18 protein-coding genes and 1 pseudogene are annotated in these 19,123 nt (G+C 63.0%); 11 read left to right on the top strand and 8 right to left on the bottom strand.

Annotated elements, in window-relative coordinates; all coding sequences use genetic code 11:
* Complete coding sequence (locus IVB45_RS11255; protein ID WP_247359958.1) at positions 1–780, bottom strand: SDR family oxidoreductase; 780 nt, start codon at positions 778–780, stop codon at positions 1–3.
* Between the two features lie 165 nt (positions 781–945).
* Between IVB45_RS11255 and IVB45_RS11260 the strand changes: the two genes are divergently transcribed.
* Genes IVB45_RS11260 through IVB45_RS11270 form a run of 3 tightly spaced genes read left to right on the top strand, consistent with a single transcriptional unit; the run spans position 946 to position 3,097 of the window.
* Positions 946–1,734 carry an enoyl-CoA hydratase/isomerase gene (locus IVB45_RS11260; protein ID WP_027568954.1) on the top strand — a complete coding sequence of 263 codons (789 nt, stop codon included), beginning with the start codon at positions 946–948 and terminating at the stop codon, positions 1,732–1,734.
* Complete coding sequence (locus IVB45_RS11265) at positions 1,731–2,717, top strand: phosphotransferase family protein (RefSeq protein WP_247359957.1); 987 nt, start codon at positions 1,731–1,733, stop codon at positions 2,715–2,717. Before IVB45_RS11260 ends, IVB45_RS11265 begins: the two co-directional genes overlap by 4 nt.
* Positions 2,718–2,719: 2 nt before the next feature.
* Positions 2,720–3,097 carry a DUF6285 domain-containing protein gene (locus tag IVB45_RS11270; RefSeq protein ID WP_247288628.1) on the top strand — a complete coding sequence of 126 codons (378 nt, stop codon included), beginning with the start codon at positions 2,720–2,722 and terminating at the stop codon, positions 3,095–3,097.
* A gap of 164 nt (positions 3,098–3,261) precedes the next feature.
* Here IVB45_RS11270 and IVB45_RS11275 read toward each other — a convergent pair whose 3' ends face one another.
* Complete coding sequence (locus IVB45_RS11275) at positions 3,262–4,041, bottom strand: enoyl-CoA hydratase-related protein (RefSeq protein WP_027568957.1); 780 nt, start codon at positions 4,039–4,041, stop codon at positions 3,262–3,264.
* A 208-nt stretch (positions 4,042–4,249) separates the two neighbouring features.
* On the opposite strand from IVB45_RS11275, the gene IVB45_RS11280 reads away from it, so the two are divergent.
* Positions 4,250–5,524: an acyl-CoA dehydrogenase family protein gene (locus IVB45_RS11280; RefSeq protein ID WP_247359956.1), complete on the top strand. Its 1,275-nt coding sequence runs from the start codon at positions 4,250–4,252 to the stop codon at positions 5,522–5,524.
* 192 nt (positions 5,525–5,716) lie between these two features.
* On the opposite strand, the gene IVB45_RS11285 is transcribed toward IVB45_RS11280, so the two are convergent.
* Both IVB45_RS11285 and IVB45_RS11290 read right to left on the bottom strand, forming a co-directional pair.
* A complete protein-coding gene (locus IVB45_RS11285) occupies positions 5,717–7,294 on the bottom strand; it encodes a fatty acid--CoA ligase (RefSeq protein ID WP_247359955.1) in 1,578 nt (525 codons plus the stop codon).
* A gap of 219 nt (positions 7,295–7,513) precedes the next feature.
* Positions 7,514–8,386 carry an SDR family oxidoreductase gene (locus IVB45_RS11290; RefSeq protein WP_027568960.1) on the bottom strand — a complete coding sequence of 291 codons (873 nt, stop codon included), beginning with the start codon at positions 8,384–8,386 and terminating at the stop codon, positions 7,514–7,516.
* A 115-nt stretch (positions 8,387–8,501) separates the two neighbouring features.
* On the opposite strand from IVB45_RS11290, the gene IVB45_RS11295 reads away from it, so the two are divergent.
* The 4 genes from IVB45_RS11295 (at position 8,502) to IVB45_RS11310 (ending at position 12,126) form a co-directional block, all read left to right on the top strand.
* On the top strand, positions 8,502–9,311 hold the full coding sequence (locus IVB45_RS11295; RefSeq protein ID WP_018456967.1) for a crotonase/enoyl-CoA hydratase family protein: 810 nt from the start codon (positions 8,502–8,504) through the stop codon (positions 9,309–9,311).
* Between the two features lie 129 nt (positions 9,312–9,440).
* Positions 9,441–10,985, top strand: a complete 1,545-nt coding sequence (locus IVB45_RS11300) for an acyl-CoA synthetase (protein WP_247359954.1) — start codon at positions 9,441–9,443, stop codon at positions 10,983–10,985.
* A gap of 93 nt (positions 10,986–11,078) precedes the next feature.
* Complete coding sequence (locus tag IVB45_RS11305; protein WP_027568963.1) at positions 11,079–11,483, top strand: YccF domain-containing protein; 405 nt, start codon at positions 11,079–11,081, stop codon at positions 11,481–11,483.
* A 463-nt stretch (positions 11,484–11,946) separates the two neighbouring features.
* On the top strand, positions 11,947–12,126 hold the full coding sequence (locus IVB45_RS11310) for a hypothetical protein (protein WP_027568964.1): 180 nt from the start codon (positions 11,947–11,949) through the stop codon (positions 12,124–12,126).
* 134 nt (positions 12,127–12,260) lie between these two features.
* Here the strand turns inward: IVB45_RS11310 and IVB45_RS11315 are convergent, their stop codons facing one another.
* Entirely contained in the window at positions 12,261–13,178 is a 918-nt protein-coding gene (locus tag IVB45_RS11315; RefSeq protein WP_247359953.1) for an NADP-dependent oxidoreductase, read from the bottom strand.
* Between the two features lie 345 nt (positions 13,179–13,523).
* Entirely contained in the window at positions 13,524–14,147 is a 624-nt protein-coding gene (locus IVB45_RS11320; protein ID WP_247359952.1) for a TetR/AcrR family transcriptional regulator, read from the bottom strand.
* Positions 14,148–14,272: 125 nt separating this feature from the next.
* Here IVB45_RS11320 and IVB45_RS11325 point away from each other — a divergent pair, with 125 nt between their 5' ends.
* Both IVB45_RS11325 and IVB45_RS39055 read left to right on the top strand, forming a co-directional pair.
* On the top strand, positions 14,273–15,151 hold the full coding sequence (locus tag IVB45_RS11325; RefSeq protein WP_247359951.1) for an SDR family oxidoreductase: 879 nt from the start codon (positions 14,273–14,275) through the stop codon (positions 15,149–15,151).
* A gap of 46 nt (positions 15,152–15,197) precedes the next feature.
* Positions 15,198–15,320, top strand: a pseudogene (locus IVB45_RS39055) (Ohr subfamily peroxiredoxin); the annotation flags it as partial.
* Here the strand turns inward: IVB45_RS39055 and IVB45_RS11330 are convergent.
* Both IVB45_RS11330 and dctA read right to left on the bottom strand, forming a co-directional pair.
* The gene (locus IVB45_RS11330; protein ID WP_275992101.1) at positions 15,321–16,484 is read right to left on the bottom strand and encodes a mandelate racemase/muconate lactonizing enzyme family protein; all 1,164 of its coding nucleotides are present in this window, start codon (positions 16,482–16,484) and stop codon (positions 15,321–15,323) included.
* Positions 16,485–16,516: 32 nt separating this feature from the next.
* Complete coding sequence (gene dctA, locus IVB45_RS11335; RefSeq protein WP_247359950.1) at positions 16,517–17,833, bottom strand: C4-dicarboxylate transporter DctA; 1,317 nt, start codon at positions 17,831–17,833, stop codon at positions 16,517–16,519.
* Positions 17,834–18,028: 195 nt separating this feature from the next.
* On the opposite strand from dctA, the gene IVB45_RS11340 reads away from it, so the two are divergent.
* Entirely contained in the window at positions 18,029–18,919 is an 891-nt protein-coding gene (locus IVB45_RS11340) for a LysR family transcriptional regulator (RefSeq protein WP_247359949.1), read from the top strand.
* Positions 18,920–19,123 lie beyond the last annotated feature (204 nt).

Consider the following 19,123-nt stretch of genomic DNA (forward strand, 5'->3'; position numbering starts at 1 on the left):
TCAAAACGCCGTATAACCGCCGTCGATCACGAACGTATCCGCCGTGTGGTACGACGACGCCTTGCTCATCAGATACACCGCGATGCCGCCGAAATCGCTGGCCTCGCCGAAGCGCCGCACCGGAATTCGCGGCATCACGTTGGCCACGAATTTTTCGTTAGCCATCAGGCCCGACGTCATGTCGCTCTTGATCCAGCCGGGCAGGATCGCATTCGCGGTGACGCCGTGGCGCGCCAGCTCGACGCCGAGCGCGCGGACCAGCGCGTTGATCGCGGCCTTGGTCGCCGCGTAGTGCTCGTTGCGGGCGGTGCCGAAGATCGAGGCGAGGCTCGAGGTCGCCACCAGCCGGCCGAAGGGATCGCCCGCCTCGGCGCGCTGGGTCATGTGTTTTGCGGCCGTCTGGAACGCGTGGAACACGCCGTCGAGATTGGTCGCAAACATTGTGCGCCATTCCTCTTCGGTGCGTTCGATGAAGGAGCGCCGGCCGCCGCCGCCGATGCCGGCATTGGCGAAGCAGCCGTCGACGCGGCCGAATGTGTCAAGCGTGGCCTTCATCGCGGCATTGACCGAGGCCGGGTCGGTGACGTCGCAGACCCGCGCGTCGACCTTGCCGGGCGAGCCCGCCAGGCTCGCGGCAGCGCTGCTGTTCTTGTCAGGATTGCGGCCCCAGATCGAGACGTTGCAGCCCTGGCCGGCGAGCGCCTGCGCGATGCCGAGTCCGATCCCGCCATTGCCGCCGGTGATCACGGCGACCCGTCCTGAAAGGTCGAAAAGGTTCATGGCGCGCTTCCTGTTTTTGCTTGGCGCGCATCAGCCGCTGCGCGCAAGATTGCTTGCTATGCTCTGATCACCATGGACAAGACCGCGCCAAAAATCAAATATGCGCCCCGGCAAAAGCAATTCCGGTCTGCGAAACTGGTGCAGGCCGCAACTCACGAGGAAACCATGCAGTTCAAACACGTCACGCTCGATCTCGATGGTTCGGTCGCGATCCTCAAGCTCGACCATCAGGAGGTGATGAACGCGGTCTCCGTCGACATGCTGGGCGGTCTCGCGGAAGCGCTCGACGCGATCGAGGAAAAGAAGGACGAGGTGCGCTGCGTCGTGCTCACCGGCGCGGGACGGGCGTTCTGCACCGGCGCCAATCTGCAGGGCCGCAATAACCAGTCGAAGAAGACCAAGGCCGGCCTGACGCTCGAGACCGGCTTTCATCCCTTCCTGCGCCGCATCCGCAATCTGCATTGCCCGATCGTAACTGCGGTCAACGGCCCGGCGGCCGGCGCCGGCATGAGCTTCGCGCTGCTCGGCGACATGATCCTGTGCGCGCGCTCGTCCTATTTCCTGCAAGCCTTCCGCCGTATCGGCCTCGTGCCGGATTGCGGCTCGACCTGGCTCTTGCCGCGGCTGATCGGCAAGGCCCGCTCGATCGAATTGTCGCTGATGGGCGAGCGACTTCCCGCCGAGAAGGCGCTGGAATGGGGCCTCGTCAACCGCGTCTATGATGACGGCGTGCTGATGGAGGAGGCGATGAAGCTCGCGCGCGACCTCGCCAGCGGCCCGACGGTCGCGCTGTCGCTGATCCGCAAGCTCTACTGGGACAGCCCGGAAAATTCCTTCGAGGATCAGCTCAATCTCGAATTCCAATGCCAGCTCCGCGCCGGCGACACGGATGATTTCCGCGAAGGCGTCGGCGCGTTCCTGGAGAAGCGCCCCGCGCAGTTCAAGGGCAAATGATCGAGCCCGAGCTCTCCCGCAGCGTTGCGCGCTGGTGCAAGGGGGCGACCGGCGTGACCGGCGCGGCCAAGCTGTCCGGCGGCGCCAGCCAGGAGACCTGGCGCTTCGACATCGTGCATCCCGACGGGCCGATCGGTGCGATCTTGCGCCGCTCGCCGAAAGGCTATGGCGCGGCGCCGACGCGCGCGGCGGGTCTTGCCGCCGAAGCGCAACTGATGAAGCTCGCCTATGAGGCCGGCGTGCCGTCGCCGCGCGTGATGCATGTGCTGGTGCCCGACGACGATCTCGGCACCGGCTTCATCATGCAGCGGGTCGAGGGCGAAACCATCGCGCGCAAGATCCTGCGCGACGACGAGTTCGCCGCGGCGCGGCCGCGTCTCGCACGGCAGATCGGCGGCGTGCTCGCGAAGCTGCACAGGCTACCAAGCGACAAATTGCCCAAGCTGCGCAGCCGGTCCGCGAGCCAGGAGATCGGCGAGTTCGAACGCGATTATCGCAGCCTGGACTGGCCAAAGCCGGTGTTCGAATTGGCGCTGCGCTGGCTGCGCGACCAGGACCCGGGTCCCGCCGGCGAGACGACGCTGGTGCATGGCGATTTCCGCAACGGCAATCTCATCATCGGTGCCGACGGCGTGCGTGCGGTGCTGGACTGGGAGCTCGCCCATCTCGGCGATCCCATGGAGGATCTCGGCTGGGTCTGCGTCAACTCCTGGCGCTTTGGCGAGATCGACAAGCCGGTCGGCGGCTTTGGCTCGCGTGAGGAGCTGTTCGCCGGCTATGAGGCGGCTGGGCGGAAGGTCGATCCATCTCGTGTCAAATTCTGGGAAGTGATGGGCACGCTGCGCTGGGGCATCATGTGCGGCGGCATGATGCAGCGCTTTCGCGAAAGTCCGGACCATTCGATGGAACGCGCCATGATCGGCCGTCGCGCTTCCGAGACCGAGATCGATCTGTTGCGGCTGCTCGCGCCGCGGGGGAGTTGACCATGCAGGACGAGCCGACCCCGATCGAGCTGACCAAGTCAGTCGCCGATTTCCTCCGCAACGACATCACGCCGCTGATCTCCGGCCACCAGGCCTTCAAGCTGCGCGTCGCCATCAACATCCTCGATCTCGTGACACGGCAGTTGACGCGGGAGGAGGGGAGCGATGCTGCGGAGGTGGCGCGGCTGCGCGGGTTGCTCGGCATGGACGGCTCGGTCACGGACCTGAACCGCGCGCTCGCCGAGCGCATCGCCAAAGGCGAGGTCGATCTGGCAACGCCGGGCCTCGCCGAGCATCTGTGGCAGACGACGATGGACAAACTTGCCGTCGACCAGCCGAGTTATGCATCGTACAAGCGCGAGTTGGGGCGAGACGGGTAAGCGGCGCCTAATTCTCCGCGGTCATCGCCCGCGAAGGCGGGCGATCCAGTATTCCAGAGACGGCAGTGATTGGGCTGAGAAGCCGCGGCGTACTGGATGCCCGGGTCAAGCCGGGGCATGACACCGGTGGTGTTGGGAGTCGTGACGGGCGGAGAGAGACCGCCCTACTTCCCCACCCATTTCGGAGGTCGCTTCTCCGCAAACGCCTTCGGGCCCTCGATGTAGTCCTGCGAGGCCACCATCGCCTTCACCGCCGGATATTCCCGCTGCTCCTCGATCGCCTGCTCCAGCGACACGCCGAGGCCCTTCTGGATCGCCTGCTTCGATGCGCGGATCGACATCGGCGAATTCTTGGTGATCATCTCGGCCCAGCGCAGCGCGGCCGTGAGCGCCTCGCCCTGCGGCACCACCTCGTTGACGAAGCCGAGCTCGTGGCCCTCCTTGGCGCTGACATGGCGCGCGGTGAGGATCATGCCCATGGCGCGCTTCAACCCGATCTGGCGCGGCAGCCGGTGCAGGCCTCCGGCAAGCGCGGCCAGCCCAACGCGCGGCTCGGGCAGGGCGAAGGTCGCGTTCTCCGAGGCAATGATGAGGTCGCAGGCCAACGCGATCTCGAAACCGCCGCCCATGGCGACGCCGTTGACCGCGGCAATGATCGGCTTGTCGCAGTCGAAGCGCGCGGTGAGGCCGGCAAAGCCACCCTTGTCCCAGCCGCGCTTGCCGCCGGCCGCCTGCCACTTCAGATCGTTGCCGGCGCAGAACGCCTTGTCGCCGCTACCGGTGACGACCGCGATCCACTGCTCGGGATCGGCGGAGAAATCGTCAAATACTTTTTGCAGCTCGAAATGCGCGTCGGTGTGCAGCGCGTTGTAGACCTCGGGCCGCGACAGTGTGACGATCGTGATCGGCCCCTTGCGTTCCACCTTTGAGAACTTCAGCTCCATGGTCGCTCCGCATTTTCTCGTGAAGGAATATTGCGGCCATACTAGCGCGCAGGCGCGTTTCAACACCATCGAATTGCGCGGGCACGCCTTGCGCCTCTCACACGCCTCGCATTGCTTGACTTGGCGGCGCTCTTCTCACCTTAATCGTGCGAAGTAAAGCTGCGCCCAGCGCCTTAACGCAAAACGAAAAAACACCCGGGAGAGAGCCGTGGATTTCTCATTGCCTGCCGATCTCGTCGCCTATCTCGCAGAGCTCGACCGTTTCATCGAACGCGAGATCAAGCCGCTGGAGGAAGCCGACGACAACATCCGCTTCTTCGACCATCGCCGCGAATGGGCGCGCACCGATTTCGAGAATGGCGGCCTGCCGCGGCACGAATGGGAAGCGCTGCTGCGCAAGGCCAAGGATCTCGCGGACGCCGCCAGCCATCTGCGCTTTCCGGTGCCGAAGCAATATGGCGGCAAGGATGGCTCCAACCTCTGGATGGCCGTGATCCGCGAACACTTTGCAGCCAAGGGGCTCGGTCTGCACAACGATCTCCAGAACGAGCATTCCATCGTCGGCAATTTCCCTGTCGCCACCATGCTCGATCGCTATGGACGCGACGACCAGAAGGCGATGATCGACGGCTCGATCAAGGGCAAGTACCGCATCACCTTCGGCCTGACCGAGCCCAATCATGGCTCCGATGCCACCCACATGGAAACGCGCGCGGTGCCGGCGACCCGGGACAACGTCAAGGGCTGGATCATCAACGGCGAGAAGATGTGGACCACCGGCATGCACGTCGCTACCCACTGCGCGCTGTTCGCGCGGACCTCGGGCAATGACGGCGATGCGCGCGGCATCACCTGCTTCCTGGTTCCAGCCAAGAGCCATGGCGTGAAGATCGAAGAGTACATGTGGACCTTCAACATGCCGACCGATCATCCCCGCGTCAGCTTCACCGACGTGTTCGTACCGGAGGACGCGCTGTTCGGCGAGGTCGGCCGCGGCCTGTCGCTGGCACAGTGCTTCGTCCACCAGAACCGCATCCGGCAGGCGGCGAGTTCGCTCGGCGCGGCTGTTTATTGCATCAACGAGAGCGTGAAGTATGCGCGCGAGCGAAAACCGTTCGGCAAGGCGCTGGCCGAGAACCAGGCGATCCAGTTCCCGCTGGTCGAGCTTGCGACCCAGGCCGAGATGCTGCGCCTGTTGATCCGCAAGACCGCCTGGGAAATGGACAAGCTCACCGAGGAGCAGATCGAGCGCACGCTCTCCGACCGCGTCTCGATGTGCAACTACTGGGCAAACCGCCTCTGTTGCGAATCCGCCGACCGCGCCATGCAGGTCCACGGCGGCATGGGCTACTCACGCCACAAGCCGTTCGAGCACATCTACCGCCACCACCGCCGCTATCGCATCACCGAGGGCAGCGAGGAGATCCAGATCCGCAAAGTGGCGGGATTTTTGTTCGGTTATATGGGGCCCGGGAAGCATTAGAGGATTGTCGCGAGCGGAGCGATCCAAAGTCTTTCCAGAGAGACAATCTGGATTGCTTCGTCGCAAGGGCTCCTCGCAATGACGGAGGAGAGAGGCGCGCATCTGCCTCCACACCGTCATTGCGAGCGAAGCGAAGCAATCCAGAGATGTCGCCTTGGGCGGAGCTCCCGACGATCGCTTCTCAAAGCGAGCCTAATTGACCCGCCGGTTCTTCCCCGCCCAATACGGCTCCCTCAACTGCCGCCGCAAGATCTTGCCCGACGGATTCCGCGGCAATGCCGGCAGGAACTCCACGCTCTTCGGCGTCTTGAACCCGGCGATGCGCTCGCGGGTGAAGTTGATGATGTCAATGGCGGTCGCTTGCTTGCCGGGCTTCATCACCACCACGGCCTTCACCGCCTCGCCCCATTTGTCGTCGGGTATGCCGATCACGGCAGCTTCCGCAACGTCGGGATGATCGCATAGCGCGCTCTCGACCTCGGCCGGGTAGATGTTCTCGCCGCCGGAGATGATCATGTCCTTGATGCGGTCGTGGATATAGAGATAGCCGTCCTCGTCCATGTAGCCGGCATCACCCGTGCGCAGCCAGCCGTCGCCGCGTAGCGTCGTGGCGGTCGCTTCCGGCAGGTTCCAGTAGCCTGCCATGTTGGAGCCCGAGCGTGTCGCGATCTCGCCGACCTCGCGCGGCGGCAGCGGCTTGCCGTCGACATCGAGGATCGCGATCTCGACACCCGGCAGCGCCTTGCCGGCCGAACGCATTCGCTCCAGCCCCTCGATATGATCCTCCGGCGGCAGCGCGACGATGGTGCCGGTGGTCTCGGTCATGCCGTACATCTGCACGAAGCCGCATTTGAAGATCTCGATGCATTCCTTCAGCAGCGCTGCCGGAATGGGGGAGGCGCCGTACAGCATGTATTTCAACCGCGAGAAATCGACAGTCCTAGCGCGCGGCTGCCGCACCACGAACTGCATCGCGGCGGGCACCATGAACAGCTTTGTGATGCCCGACTGTTCGAAAAAATCCAGAACTTTTGTCGGATCGAACTCGCGCGCGATCACGCCGCGGGCGCCGTGATAGAGCCCCATCACGCCCCAGCCGGAGCCGCCGATATGGAAGATCGGCATCGCGACCAGCGACACATCGTCGGAAGACCACCGGTTCCATTCCGGCTTGTCCGCGGCATTGCCGGTTTGCACGAGGTTGAGGAAGTTCGCATGCGACAGCATCGCGCCCTTCGGCTTGCCTGTCGTACCCGACGTATAGAGCTGAATCGCGATGTCCTTCGTGTCGATCGGCACCTTGGGATCATCGCCACTCTGTGCATTGCGCCACGCCGCAAAGTCAGACCATTCCGGCGCGCCGCCTTCGGTGGTGATGACGCTGCGCACGCCCGGCAACTGATCCTTGATCTGGCGGACCTGGGTGATGAACTCAGGTCCCACGAACAGCATCGGCGCTTTGCAGTCGCCAACGATGAAGGCGACCTCCGGACCCGCGAGCCGCCAATTCACCGGCGCCATCACCACGCCGGCCTTCATGGCGCCCAGCAGCAGCTCGAAATAGATGTCGCTGTTCTTGCCGAGATAGGCGATGCGCTCGCCGCGTCTCACGCCCATCGCGATCAGCGCATTGGCCACTTTATTCGTCTTGACGTCGAATTCGGCAAAGCTGGTGGCGCGCCCCTCGAACTCGAAGGCGATCGCGTTGCCGCGGCTCGTCGCGCGCTCGCGCACCATGTCGGCGAGATTGGCCAATGGCTGTGTGGTCATGTTTCTCCCATATCGTCTTGTTCTTATGTCGCGGAGTGTGGCGTCATCCGCAGGGGAAGACAAGACGGGGAAGGTACGCCATGGCTTCAACGTCGTCGTCCTGGCGAAAGCCAGGACCCATAGCCACAAAACGCAATTTGGCGAAGACTGGCCATGACCAATCTTCGCCAAACAAGATTTGGTGTGTATGGGTCCCGGCCTTCGCCGGGACGACAGCAATTACCCCCGCTTCGCACGATCCTTCTCGTTCTGCGCCATGATGCTCTCGCGCGCGGTTTTCCAGTCGTCGTCGCTCCAGTCGCGGAGCTGGTAGAAATTGCCGCCCATCGCGAGCGCCTGCGCGCCGTCCATGGCGATGGTCTCGCCGGAGATCCAGTCGCAGCCGCCGGAGATCAGGAACACGGCGACGTTCTGCAATTCCTCCATGGTGCCGACGCGGCCCATCGGGTTCATCGCCTTGGTGCGCGCGCCGGCTTCGTCGCCGGGTTTGATGCGCTTGCTCATGCCCTCGGTCGGGATCTCACCCGGCGCGATCGTGTTCAGCCGGATGCCGTAGCGGCCCCATTCGGTGGCGAGCGACATCGTCATCGCATGGATCGCCGACTTGCTCATCGCCGACGGCACCACGTAAGGCGAGCCGTTGCGCACCCAGGTCGTGGTGATCGAGACGACGTTGCCGGGCTGCTTCAACGCGATCCAGCGCTTGCCGACCGCATGCGTCACGTAGAACGTGCCGTGCATGACGATGTTGGCGACCGCGTCGAAGCCGCGCGGCGACAGCTCCTCGCTGCGCGAGATGAAATTCCCGGCGGCGTTGTTGATGAGGTCGGTGAGGGGGCCGTCGCGAAAGATGGTTTCGATCATCTCCTCGACCGCGAGCGCGTTGCGGATATCGACGCCGTGGCTCGTGACGCGGCCGCCATATTCGGCCATCAGCTCGGTCGCGGTCTCGTCGCAGACGATCTTGCGCCGGCCGCAGATGTGCACTTCGGCGCCGAGCTGGAGAAAGCGCGCCGCCATCGACTTGCCGAGCCCGGTGCCGCCGCCGGTCACGAGGATGCGCCGTCCCGCCAGAAGATTTTCCTTGAACATGGCTGTTTCCCCCGCAGTGATTGTCGGTTAATTGATCGATTGACTAAATCCGGCCGCCGTCGTCCTGTAAAGTGGCACCGAACAAGAACAGCCGGGAACCAGGGGAGAATCATCCATGGAAGAGCGCGTCTCGATCTCGATCTCGGAAGGCGTCGCCGACGTGCGCCTGGTGCGCGCGGACAAGATGAATGCGCTGGATCAGGCCATGTTCGAGGCCCTTGTCGCTGCAACCGATCGGCTTTCGAAGGAAAAAGGTGTGCGCGTCGTCGTGCTGTCCGGCGAGGGGCGGGCCTTCTGCGCCGGTCTCGACATGGGGCGTTTTGCCGCCATGAAAGAGAAGGGCGGCAACGGAATTCCGGGTGGCGAAAATCGCGACCTCACCAAACGCACGCACGGCCAGGCGAATTTCGCGCAACAGGCGGTGTGGGGCTGGCGCCAGCTTCCGGTCCCCGTGATCGCGGCAATCCAGGGCGTCGCCTTCGGCGGCGGGTTCCAGCTCGCGCTCGGCGCCGACATGCGCTTCCTCACCCCGGATGCGCGGATGTCGGTGATGGAAATAAAATGGGGCTTGGTGCCCGACATGGCGGGCACGCCGATCCTGGCCTCGCTCGTGCGCGATGACATCTTGCGCGATCTCACCTACACCGGCCGCATCTTCTCCGCGCAGGAGGCGATGGCTTACGGTCTCGCCACGCGCATCTGCGACGACCCGCGCGCTGCCGCGCTCGACGTCGCGCGCGAGATCGCGGGAAAAAGCCCCGATGCGATCCGCGCCGCGAAACGCATGCTCAACAATCTCTCGGTCGATCCGGGCCCCGCGCTACTCGCCGAGTCCGTCGAGCAGCAGAAGTTGATCGGCAGCGCGAACCAGACCGAAGCGGTGCGTGCCAATCTGGAGAAGCGCGCGCCCAAGTTTGCGGATTAGCGCAGACCTCATCCCGAGGAGCCGCGAAGCGGCGTCTCGAGCGATGGGCCACGGGCTCTCATGGTTCGAGACGGCGCTTTGCGCCTCCTCACCATGAGGGGGCAACGTCAACAACGAAGAAAAACAACAATGAGCGAAACCTCAAATTTCCTCGGCATCGTCTCCGGCGGGCGCAGCCGCTCCCATGCCGAGGTCGCTGATCGTGCCGACCGCATCGCCGCCGGCCTCAGCAAGATCGGCGTGGCGCAGGGCGATTGCGTCTGCATGCTGATGCGTAACGATATCGCCTTCATCGAAGCCGCCTATGCAGCGATGCGGCTGGGCGCCTATGGCGTACCGATCAACTGGCACTTCAAGCCGGAGGAGATCAATTACATCCTGAACGACACCAGCACGTCCGTGCTGATCGGCCATGCCGACATGCTGCATAGTCTGCGCGACGCGATCCCGAAAGGCGTCACCGTGCTCAGCGTGCCGACGCCGCCGGAGATCCTGTCCAGCTACAAGATCGATCCCGATCATCTGAAGACGCCGGACTTCGCGATCGATTTCGAATCCTGGCTCGTAGAGCACCAGCCCTATGACGGCCCGGTCGTGCCGCAGCCCATGAACATGATCTACACCTCGGGCACGACAGGCCACCCCAAGGGCGTACGGCGCAACGCGCCGACGCCGGAGCAGGCGGCTGCCGGCGAGCGCATGCGCGCGACGATCTACGGGCTCAAGCCCGGCGCCCGCACGATCCTGCCGGGCCCGCTCTATCACTCCGCGCCGAACTCGTTCGGCATTCGCGCGGGAAAACTCGGCGGCGCACTGGTGCTGATGCCCCGCTTCGAGCCCGAGGAATTTCTCGAGCTGATCGAGCGCTACAAGATCGACACCATCTTCATGGTGCCGACCATGTTCATCCGGCTGATGAAGCTGCCGGAGGAGGTGCGCAAGCAATACGACGTCTCCTCGCTCCGCCATATCATCCATGCCGCAGCACCCTGTCCGGCTGACGTCAAGCGCGCCATGATCGAATGGTGGGGGCCGGTGATCTACGAATTCTACGGCTCGACCGAATCCAGCGCCGTCACCTTCGCGACCTCCGACGACGCGCTGAGGAAGCCCGGCACCGTCGGCAAAATATCGCCCGGCGCCGAGTTGCGCTTCATCGGCGATGACGGACGCGTGCTGGGCGTAGGCGAGATCGGCGAGATCTATTCGCGCATGGCCGGGATGGCCGATTTCACCTACCACAACAAGCCGGAGAAGCGCGCCGAGATCGATCGCGACGGCTTCATCACCTCGGGTGACGTCGGCTATATCGACGAAGAGGGCTACGTCTTCATCTGCGACCGCAAGCGCGACATGGTGATCTCGGGCGGCGTCAACATTTACCCGGCCGAAATCGAGTCGGTGCTGCACGCCGTGCCCGGCGTGCATGATTGCGCGGTGTTCGGCATCCCCGATGCCGAGTTCGGCGAGGCGTTGATGGCCGTGGTCGAGCCGCAGCCGGGCATCGCGCTCAACGCCGGCGATATCCAAGCGCGGCTGAAGGCGTCGCTCGCCGACTACAAGGTGCCAAAACACATCGAGATCCGCGCCGGGCTGCCGCGCGAAGATTCCGGCAAGATCTTCAAGCGCCGCCTGCGCGATCCCTATTGGGAGCAGGCGGGGCGGAAGATCTAGCGGTCGATCTACGCTTTGCGTGCGTCGATACCATCCTGGCAGCGACGGATTCCGAGCCTATATAGACGGGATCATCGTCTCGCGGATCATCCCATGGCTCCCGTTTCCATCCTGCTCAACCTGCTCTGGATTCTCATCGGCGGCGCCTGGATGGCGCTCGGCTGGCTGGTCGCCGCGGTCATCATGGCGATCACCATCGTCGGCCTGCCCTGGGCGCGGGCCGCGTTCAACATTGCGGTCTACACGCTGATGCCGTTCGGCTCGCGGGCGGTCAACCGCTATGAGGTCACCGGTGTCGAAGATATCGGCACCGGCCCGCTCGGGGTGATCGGCAACATCATCTGGTTCGTGCTGGCCGGCTGGTGGCTGGCGCTCGGCCACCTCCTCACCGCCCTGGCCCTCGCGATCACCATCATCGGCATTCCCTTCGCTTGGGCCCACCTCAAGCTCGCGGGCATCGCGCTCTGGCCGATCGGCAAGGTGATCGTGCCGGCCTAGGGGAGTCGTAAGCGTCCCCGCGGCACATCTTTCGAGACGCCCGCCGTTGGCGGGCCCTCAGGATGAGGGCGGAACACGTGGCTGCACCTGCAACAAATCCCGACGCAGCTCAGCCTTATCCTGAGGAGACCGCGAAGCGGTCGTCTCGAAGGACGAGGCGCTTGCTCGGGTCGCGGGATGGGTAGAGCGCCAGCGAAACCGCAATGCGTCACGTTTCATTGCAACTTTTTCCCGCCTTCATTGTTGACGAGCGGGCGCGAACGCGGCCGCAATGTGCCGCGGCTGGCCCTTGGTTCATTCTTATCGGGAGGCGATTGCATGAAGTGGCTTTGTTTGATCGGCTTTGTGGCGGGGTCAGTTGCTCTAATACCCTCACCCTCTGCTTCGGCGATGCCCGTTGCCAAGCCGGACGCACTGGGCGCGTCTCAGACTGACACCATCGAGGTCAAGGGCGGCCACGGACATGGCGGTGGCCACGGCTGGGGTCATCGCGGCGGCCGTGGTCATCATTACGGCTGGGGCAGAGGCCGAGGCCATCACTATGGCTGGCGGCACCATCACCACTGGTAAGCGTCACTATTGTCCCGAGATCGGAGTGGTGATCACGTTTAATGCGGACCGCGAAGCACATCCGGGAGCTTGAGGACCAACTAAGCTCGTAGGATGGGCTAGAGCGTGAGCGAAACCCATCAAACTGTCCGCCAATGACGAAACATGATGGGTTTCGCAAGGGCTCAGCCCATCCTGCACGCTGCGTGCATCAATGGGCATGCTCCCTCAGGGACGAACGCGAATAATCGTATTCCCCTTGCGTCGCTTGGTCGGATTTAACGCGGCGACGGCATCGTCGAGGGTCGAGACGTTGCCGATGTTCGTCCGCAGTCGTCCGTCCCGCACCCGCCGTACGATCTCACTCAGTTGGGCCCGATCGGACTCGACGACGAAGTCGACCGCCAGGCCATCGGAGGGCCGCGTCTCGGCCGGCCCCACGATCGTCACCAATGTTCCTCCGGCCCGGATCAGTGCTGCGGATCGCTTCTGGATGTCACCGCCGATGACATCGAACACCAGATCGACTTTGCCCACGTCCTTCAGGGTGTCGTTGTCGAGGTCGACGAACTCCTTCGCGCCGAAGTCGAGCACTGTCTGACGGTCGGCGGCGCGTCCAGAGCCGATGACGTAGGCGCCGGCCTCTCGTGCGAGTTGCGTCACCATCGACCCGACTGCGCCGGCCGCGCCGTGTGCGAGGACGCTTTGCCCCGCCTGAAGACGGCCGTGTTGGAACAGCCCTTGCCAGGCCGTCAGGCCCGAGATCGGCAGACTCGCACCCACGGTAAAGTCGACGTCGCCCGGCAGCGGTGCAAGGTTGCGTGCCTCGATCGCCACATACTCGGCCAGTGTGCCGTCGCGATACCAGTCCGCGAGGCCGAACACCCGCTGTCCGACTGACAGCCCCGTCGTGCCATATCCGAGGGCGGAGACCACTCCGGCCAACTCATGCCCAGGGATCGACGGTGTTCGGTCACGTTCGAGGCGATCGGTCCAGGTCGAGGGCCACGTCAACTCGGTCGGAACAAATCCCGACGCATGAACCCGAACGATGACGTCGTTTATCGATGCCTGCGGCTCGGGCCGGTCCACCAGCTTCATCCCGGCCGTTCCCGCGGCCCGTTCCGTTACAACGATCGCCTTCATGGGATTACCTCCTCGGTCATTGTCTCTTGATGCAACTGTTGCTGGCAGCGTAAGCACAAAGGCTATCTACAAACTGCCGGGCGGTGTGGAAGTGTCCGCGATCTGCGCTGTCTGCATTGACCGGCTCGTATTGAGACTGCCGATCGGGTTCGCTTCGGTCGCGGTACTAGCAGCTAGATGCGTCGCGCCTTCTCATGAATCCAGTACCAAGATTGCAAATTTTGGCTGTACCAAGCGCATTCAGACGGCGCTTAGCTTGAGCGCGTAGGATGAGTAGAGCGCCAGCGAAACCCATCAAACCGGCCGCCGATGACGAAGCATGATGGGTTTCGCAAGGGCTACGGATCAGGACGACGAGGCGATCCCGTTTTCCAGCAACACTCTGGCTGCCTCGCGGTTAGCCTGGACGATGGCGGGATCACGCGTTGACTGTGCGATCACGAGCGAGCCTTCGAACAGCGACAGGATCTGGATCACGGCCCTTTCGGGTTTGCTCAATGCCAAGGGCTCAATGAGTGACGCAACGAAGCCGTGCAACTTTGTAAAATACGCTGCGATGGTCGCCTCTACGCCCGGGGAGTTTGCCTCCGGGCCGAATTCGGCCATTCCTTTCGCGAACGGACAGCCGCGGAATGAAGGCGCAAGGAGCGGTTGTTCGAGTGCGTCGAAAACAGCGAGAACGCGCTCCACTGGCGTGAGACCGGCTCGCTCGGTGGAGGTCGAAAGCATCTGAAACCAGACGGCGCTCTTGTAGCGCAGGTAGGTGGCGATGAGGTCGGCCTTCGAGGGAAAGTGCTTGTAGAACGTCATCTTGGCCACGCCGCTTTCGGCGATGAGCCGGTCGATTCCGACAGAGTTGATGCTGAACCGGTAAAACAGATCTGACGCCGTCTTCAAAATGCGCTCGCGCGGGGCGAGCGCATCGAGCGGTTGAATATCCACGTCCACGAAATCAAGCAGCGTGCCCATCGATCATCCTTAACGGAGCCGTTTGCGTCACTGGACAGACTATTCTGTCAATTTAGGGATTGCAAAGACATACAGGTCTGTCTATAGGTTCCGTCGTTCCTTGGATTTGAGAGAAAGATCGTGAGATGAGCGGAAAAGTTGTGGTTGTGACGGGTGCGAGCAGTGGTTTTGGGAAACTCACCGCCTCGGAGCTCGCAAGGCGGGGTCACACGGTGGTTGCTGCCATGCGCGACGTCGCAGGAAGAAATAGCCGTGTTCGCGACGAGCTTGTCGAAGCGGCAAAGGCCGAAGGGCGTGCGCTCCAGGTCCTGGAGATGGACGTTGCCGACGAGCAATCCGTCAACGCCGCGATCGCGGATGTCGTCCGGCAGCACGGCAGGGTCGATGCTCTGGTCAACAACGCGGGAATGATGCCCGTGGGCGTCACGGAAGCCTATACGGTTAAGGATATCGAAGCGCAGTTCGCCGTGAACTTCTTCGGCGCCGTTCGCACCGATCGCGCCGTTCTGCCGCACATGCGGGCCGCCGGCGGCGGCGTCCTCATCCATGTCACGTCGCTCATGGGTCGGTTGGTCTTCCCGTTCTTCGGTGTCTATTCCGCCAGCAAGTTCGCGCTCGAAGCCCTCGCGGAAGCCTACCGCTACGAGCTTTCGAGCTTCGGCGTCGATTCGGTCATCGTCGAGCCAGGCCCGTTCCCGAGCAACCTTCTTCCATCCAGCCCCGAACCCTCCGACCAAGCCGTGCTGAAAACCTATGGCGATGTCGCGGCGATCCCGGGTCAGATCAAGGAGCACTCTAACGATGGAAACGATCCGCAGAATCCGCCACAGCCCCAGCGCGTCGCGAATGCGATCGCGCATCTGGTCGAGGCCACGGAACGGCGGCCTCTGCGGACGGTCGTGATGCCCGAAGGCATGGATTTCGGTGTCCAGCGGCTGAACGAGGCCGTCGCCCCGATTCAGAACGACCTCCTTCGCGCGCTCGGCATGGCGAGCATGATTTGACGGGAAGACGACGAGGAACAAACTTTACAGCAACAGGGTCACCGCGATGGGCGGGCGAAGCGGCAGCATCCGTAGCGAGGACGGGATTATCGAGCTTCCGCTGGCGCTTCCCAAGACGATGGGCGGCAAGGGCGCCGCAACCAATCCGGAGCAACTCTTTGCAGCCGGCCTATTCCGCCAGTTCGCGCATGATCTTGATGAGATCCGACTTGCCCTCGAAGCCGATGCCCGGAATGTCCGGCATGACGATGTGACCGTCCTGAACCCGGACCGAATCCGGGAATCCACCGTAGGGCTGGAAGAGGTCCGGGTAGCTCTCGTTGCCGCCGAGCCCTAGACCGGCGGCGATGTTCAACGACATCTGGTGACCACCGTGCGGGATGCAGCGCGACGGCGACCAACCGTGTTGGGCTAGGACGTCCAGGGTCCGGAGATATTCGACGAGACCGTATGACAGGGCACAGTCGAACTGCAGCCAGTCGCGGTCCGGGCGCATGCCGCCGTAGCGGAGCAGGTTGCGAGCGTCTTGATGCGAAAACAGATTCTCGCCCGTGGCCATCGGAGCGGGATAGAATTCGGCGACGGCGGCCTGGAGGGCGTAGTCGAGCGGATCGCCAATCTCCTCATACCAGAACAGCGGGTACTGGCGCAGCATTTTGGCATAGGCGATGCCGGTCTCGAGATCGAAGCGGCCGTTGGCATCGACGGCGAGCTTGGCCTGCGACCCGATTTCCTTGAGCACGGCCTCGATGCGGCCGCGGTCCTCGTCGATCGACGCGCCACCGATCTTCATCTTCACGACGTTGTAGCCGCGGTCTAGATAGCCGCGCATTTCTGCCTGCAATGCGGAGTTGTCCTTGCCGGGATAGTAGTAGCCGCCGGCAGCGTAGACGAAGACCCGCGGGTTGGCCTCCTTGCCCTTCATTTCGGCCAGCAGGCGGAAAAGTGGCTTGCCGGCGATTTTTGCGGTCGCATCCCAGATTGCCATATCGAGCGTTCCGACGGCCACGGAACGCTCGCCGTGACCGCCGGGCTTCTCGTTCGACATCATCTTCGCCCAGATGCGATGCGGATCGAGATTGGTACCGTCGTCGTTCAGCAGGCTGACGGGTTCGGCTTCCAGAATGCGGTCGCGAAAGCGCTCCCGGATCAGTCCGCCCTGACCGTAGCGGCCGTTCGAATTGAAGCCGTAGCCGATCACTCGCCGCCCGTCGCGGACGACGTCGGTTACGACGGCGACGAGGCTGGACGTCATCTTCGAGAAATCGATGTAGGCATTCCGGATCGGTGACGAGATTGGCTTGGTCGCCTCGACGACATCTACGATACGCATCGGCATTCTCCGTTTTAAGTTGCTGACTCGGGTTAGTGGGTTGTCTCGGGAAGTTCGTATTCGCCTGTGATGGGCTCCTTGCCATGAAGGCGCATGGCCTCCGCTGCCTGCTTCTGGTCAAAGGCGCCGTCCCACTTGGCGATCGCGATCGTCGCGATCCCGTTGCCGATCAGGTTGGTCACGGCGCGGGCTTCGTTCATGAAGCGATCGACGCCGAGCAGTAGAACGAGCCCGGCTACGGGAACGGTGTGGATCGAAGAGAGGGTCGCGGCGAGCGTCACGAATCCGGCGCCAGCGACGCCAGCGGATCCCTTCGACGTCAGGAGAAGCACGCCCAGCAGGACAATCTGGTCGCCGAAGGAAAGATCGGTGTTCGTCGCCTGGGCTACGAAGATGGCGGCCATGGAAAGGTAGATCGACGTTCCGTCGGCATTGAACGTGTAGCCGGTGGGCAGCACCATGCCGACGACGGTCTTGTCGCAACCGAGCCGTTCGAGTTTGACCAGCATCTGCGGCATCACCGCTTCGGTCGAGCAGGTGCCCAGGACGATGAGGATCTCGTCCTTGAAGTAACGGAAGAACTGCGGCAGCGAAAAACCGGCCCACGTCGCGATGCCGCCGAGCACCACGACGACGAAGAGAATGGTGGTGACGTAGACACCGAGCATCAGATAGCCGAGCGACCAGAGCGTCGCGATCCCGTACTTCCCGATCGTGAACGCGACCCCCGCCCCGGCTCCTAGCGGGGCGAGGCGCATCACCATGGCCACGATCCGGAACAGGGCGTGCAGCAGGATGTCGATCACGTTCACCAGCGGCTTGCCGTAATCGCCGAGTTGAACCATGGCGATGCCGATCAGCACCGAAATCAGGATGACCTGCAGCATCATTCCCTTGGCGAAGGCCTCCACGATCGTGGTCGGGATGATGTCGAGTAGGAACTGCACGAAACCGTGGTTGCCGTCAGCGGCCTTTACGTAGGCCGAGATCGATCCCGCATCGATGTGGCTGGCGTCGATGTTCATGCCAACGCCTGGCTTGATCACGTTGACGACGACCAGGCCGATCACCAAGGCCAGTGTCGAGACGACCTCGAAGTAGATCAGCGACTTGACACCGATCCGGCCGACTTCCTTGATGTCGCTCATCTTGGCTATGCCGACGACGACCGTACCGAAGATGATCGGCGACAGCAGCATCTTGATCAGTTTGATGAAGCCGTCGGCGAGCGGCTGAAGGCTCGTCCCGACCTGAGGCCAGAGATAGCCCACCAAACCGCCGAGCAGGATGGCAAGGAGGACCTGCACATACAGTTCGCTCAAAAGTCCGAATGATGGCGCTTTTCTCAATGTTTTCTCCCCTGATGGCCGCGCTGTGCCGGGCCGTGGATCGGCCTCTATAGCTGTTTGGAAAGGGCCGCTCCGATGTCCGGAACGACTTCCGTCCTGCTGCGGTGTTGTATAGCCTGCAGTGATCCGTAGGCTTCAGGCGGGGAGAAGGCTAATGCTGTTGCCGAGAATAGTTATGCCGATTTGGCATTACCGATGGAGCTGATCTGGTTTGAGGACTATCTGGCTCTCTCCGAGACCTTGAGCTTCTCCAAGGCGGCCGAAGCCCGTCACGTCACCCAGCCGGCCTTCAGCCGGCGTATCCGGGCATTGGAGGACTGGGTGGGGGCGCCGCTATTCGTTCGCACGACGCACAGCGTGACGCTCACGCCCGCCGGGGAGCATTTCCACGGCCAGGCAGAGATCCTGACCAGAGCGCTTCACCAACTGCGCCGCCAGACCCTCGAAGTGGCCGGCCGGGGCGTGGGACCGCTGTCGATCGCGGCGACGCATGTATTGTCGTTCACGTTCTTTCCGAAGTGGGTCCGGAGCAGCGAGAAGATCCTCGCCTTAGGCAATCTTAATCTGGTTTCCGACAGCATGCTGGCGTGCGAGCGGATGATGCTCCGGGGCGACGTGTCGTTCTTGTTGTGCCACTACCACCGCAGCATGGGCAGCCGGCTCGATACCAGGCAATTCAAGAGCATTGTCGTAGGGACCGACACGCTACTTCCGCTCAGCGCAACGGGCACCGGCCGGAAGCCGCGGTGGTCGCTGCAGAGCGACGAGACCATCCCCTACTTGGCCTACAGCCCGCAGTCTGGGCTGGGCCGTATCGTTGCAAGTCAGTTAGCGAAAAGACACCTGAAGAAGATCTTCACGTCGCATCTCGCCGCGACGCTGCTATCGATGGTCAGGTCCGGAGACGGTGTCGCCTGGCTTCCGCGAACGTTGGCTGAAGACGACATCAAGGCGGGTTCGCTGGTCGCGGCCGGCGATGCCAAGTCCGTAATCCCGATCGAGATACGGCTCTTTCGACCGGCTGCACGACAGAGTCACGAAGTTGAAGCTCTCTGGTTGGCATTCGAACCTGCAGAGGTCGGCTGAAGAAACATTCGGCTCCCATGGTGAATACTACGCCCACGGTCTTCCGACGCCAAAACACGCTACATGCAGGTCAAGGAGTGGCACCGACAAATATTCTGATTGACCGAATTCACGGCTTCGGATAAACCGCAGGACATCCCGGCCCGCTAAAAGGGCGTTTCGCGATCGTCACGATACGTGAGCCGGGATGCGATGGACGCGGCA

It is taken from the genome of Bradyrhizobium sp. 4 (assembly GCF_023100905.1).
Taxonomy (GTDB): domain Bacteria; phylum Pseudomonadota; class Alphaproteobacteria; order Rhizobiales; family Xanthobacteraceae; genus Bradyrhizobium.

Excerpts from the sequence above, each read along its gene's own strand:
- IVB45_RS11290 (WP_027568960.1), bottom strand. The coding sequence starts at position 8,386 with ATGTTCAAGGAAAATCTTCTGGCGGGACGGCGCATCCTCGTGACCGGC.
- IVB45_RS11320 (WP_247359952.1), bottom strand. The coding sequence starts at position 14,147 with ATGGGCACGCTGCTTGATTTCGTGGACGTGGATATTCAACCGCTCGAT.
- IVB45_RS11305 (WP_027568963.1), top strand. The coding sequence starts at position 11,079 with ATGGCTCCCGTTTCCATCCTGCTCAACCTGCTCTGGATTCTCATCGGC.
- IVB45_RS11325 (WP_247359951.1), top strand. The coding sequence starts at position 14,273 with ATGAGCGGAAAAGTTGTGGTTGTGACGGGTGCGAGCAGTGGTTTTGGG.
- IVB45_RS11295 (WP_018456967.1), top strand. The coding sequence starts at position 8,502 with ATGGAAGAGCGCGTCTCGATCTCGATCTCGGAAGGCGTCGCCGACGTG.
- IVB45_RS11265 (WP_247359957.1), top strand. The coding sequence starts at position 1,731 with ATGATCGAGCCCGAGCTCTCCCGCAGCGTTGCGCGCTGGTGCAAGGGG.
- IVB45_RS11300 (WP_247359954.1), top strand. The coding sequence starts at position 9,441 with ATGAGCGAAACCTCAAATTTCCTCGGCATCGTCTCCGGCGGGCGCAGC.
- IVB45_RS11310 (WP_027568964.1), top strand. The coding sequence starts at position 11,947 with ATGGCGGTGGCCACGGCTGGGGTCATCGCGGCGGCCGTGGTCATCATT.
- IVB45_RS11330 (WP_275992101.1), bottom strand. The coding sequence starts at position 16,484 with ATGCGTATCGTAGATGTCGTCGAGGCGACCAAGCCAATCTCGTCACCG.
- IVB45_RS11275 (WP_027568957.1), bottom strand. The coding sequence starts at position 4,041 with ATGGAGCTGAAGTTCTCAAAGGTGGAACGCAAGGGGCCGATCACGATC.
- IVB45_RS11315 (WP_247359953.1), bottom strand. The coding sequence starts at position 13,178 with ATGAAGGCGATCGTTGTAACGGAACGGGCCGCGGGAACGGCCGGGATG.
- IVB45_RS11285 (WP_247359955.1), bottom strand. The coding sequence starts at position 7,294 with ATGACCACACAGCCATTGGCCAATCTCGCCGACATGGTGCGCGAGCGC.
- IVB45_RS11260 (WP_027568954.1), top strand. The coding sequence starts at position 946 with ATGCAGTTCAAACACGTCACGCTCGATCTCGATGGTTCGGTCGCGATC.
- IVB45_RS11270 (WP_247288628.1), top strand. The coding sequence starts at position 2,720 with ATGCAGGACGAGCCGACCCCGATCGAGCTGACCAAGTCAGTCGCCGAT.
- IVB45_RS11255 (WP_247359958.1), bottom strand. The coding sequence starts at position 780 with ATGAACCTTTTCGACCTTTCAGGACGGGTCGCCGTGATCACCGGCGGC.
- IVB45_RS11340 (WP_247359949.1), top strand. The coding sequence starts at position 18,029 with ATGGAGCTGATCTGGTTTGAGGACTATCTGGCTCTCTCCGAGACCTTG.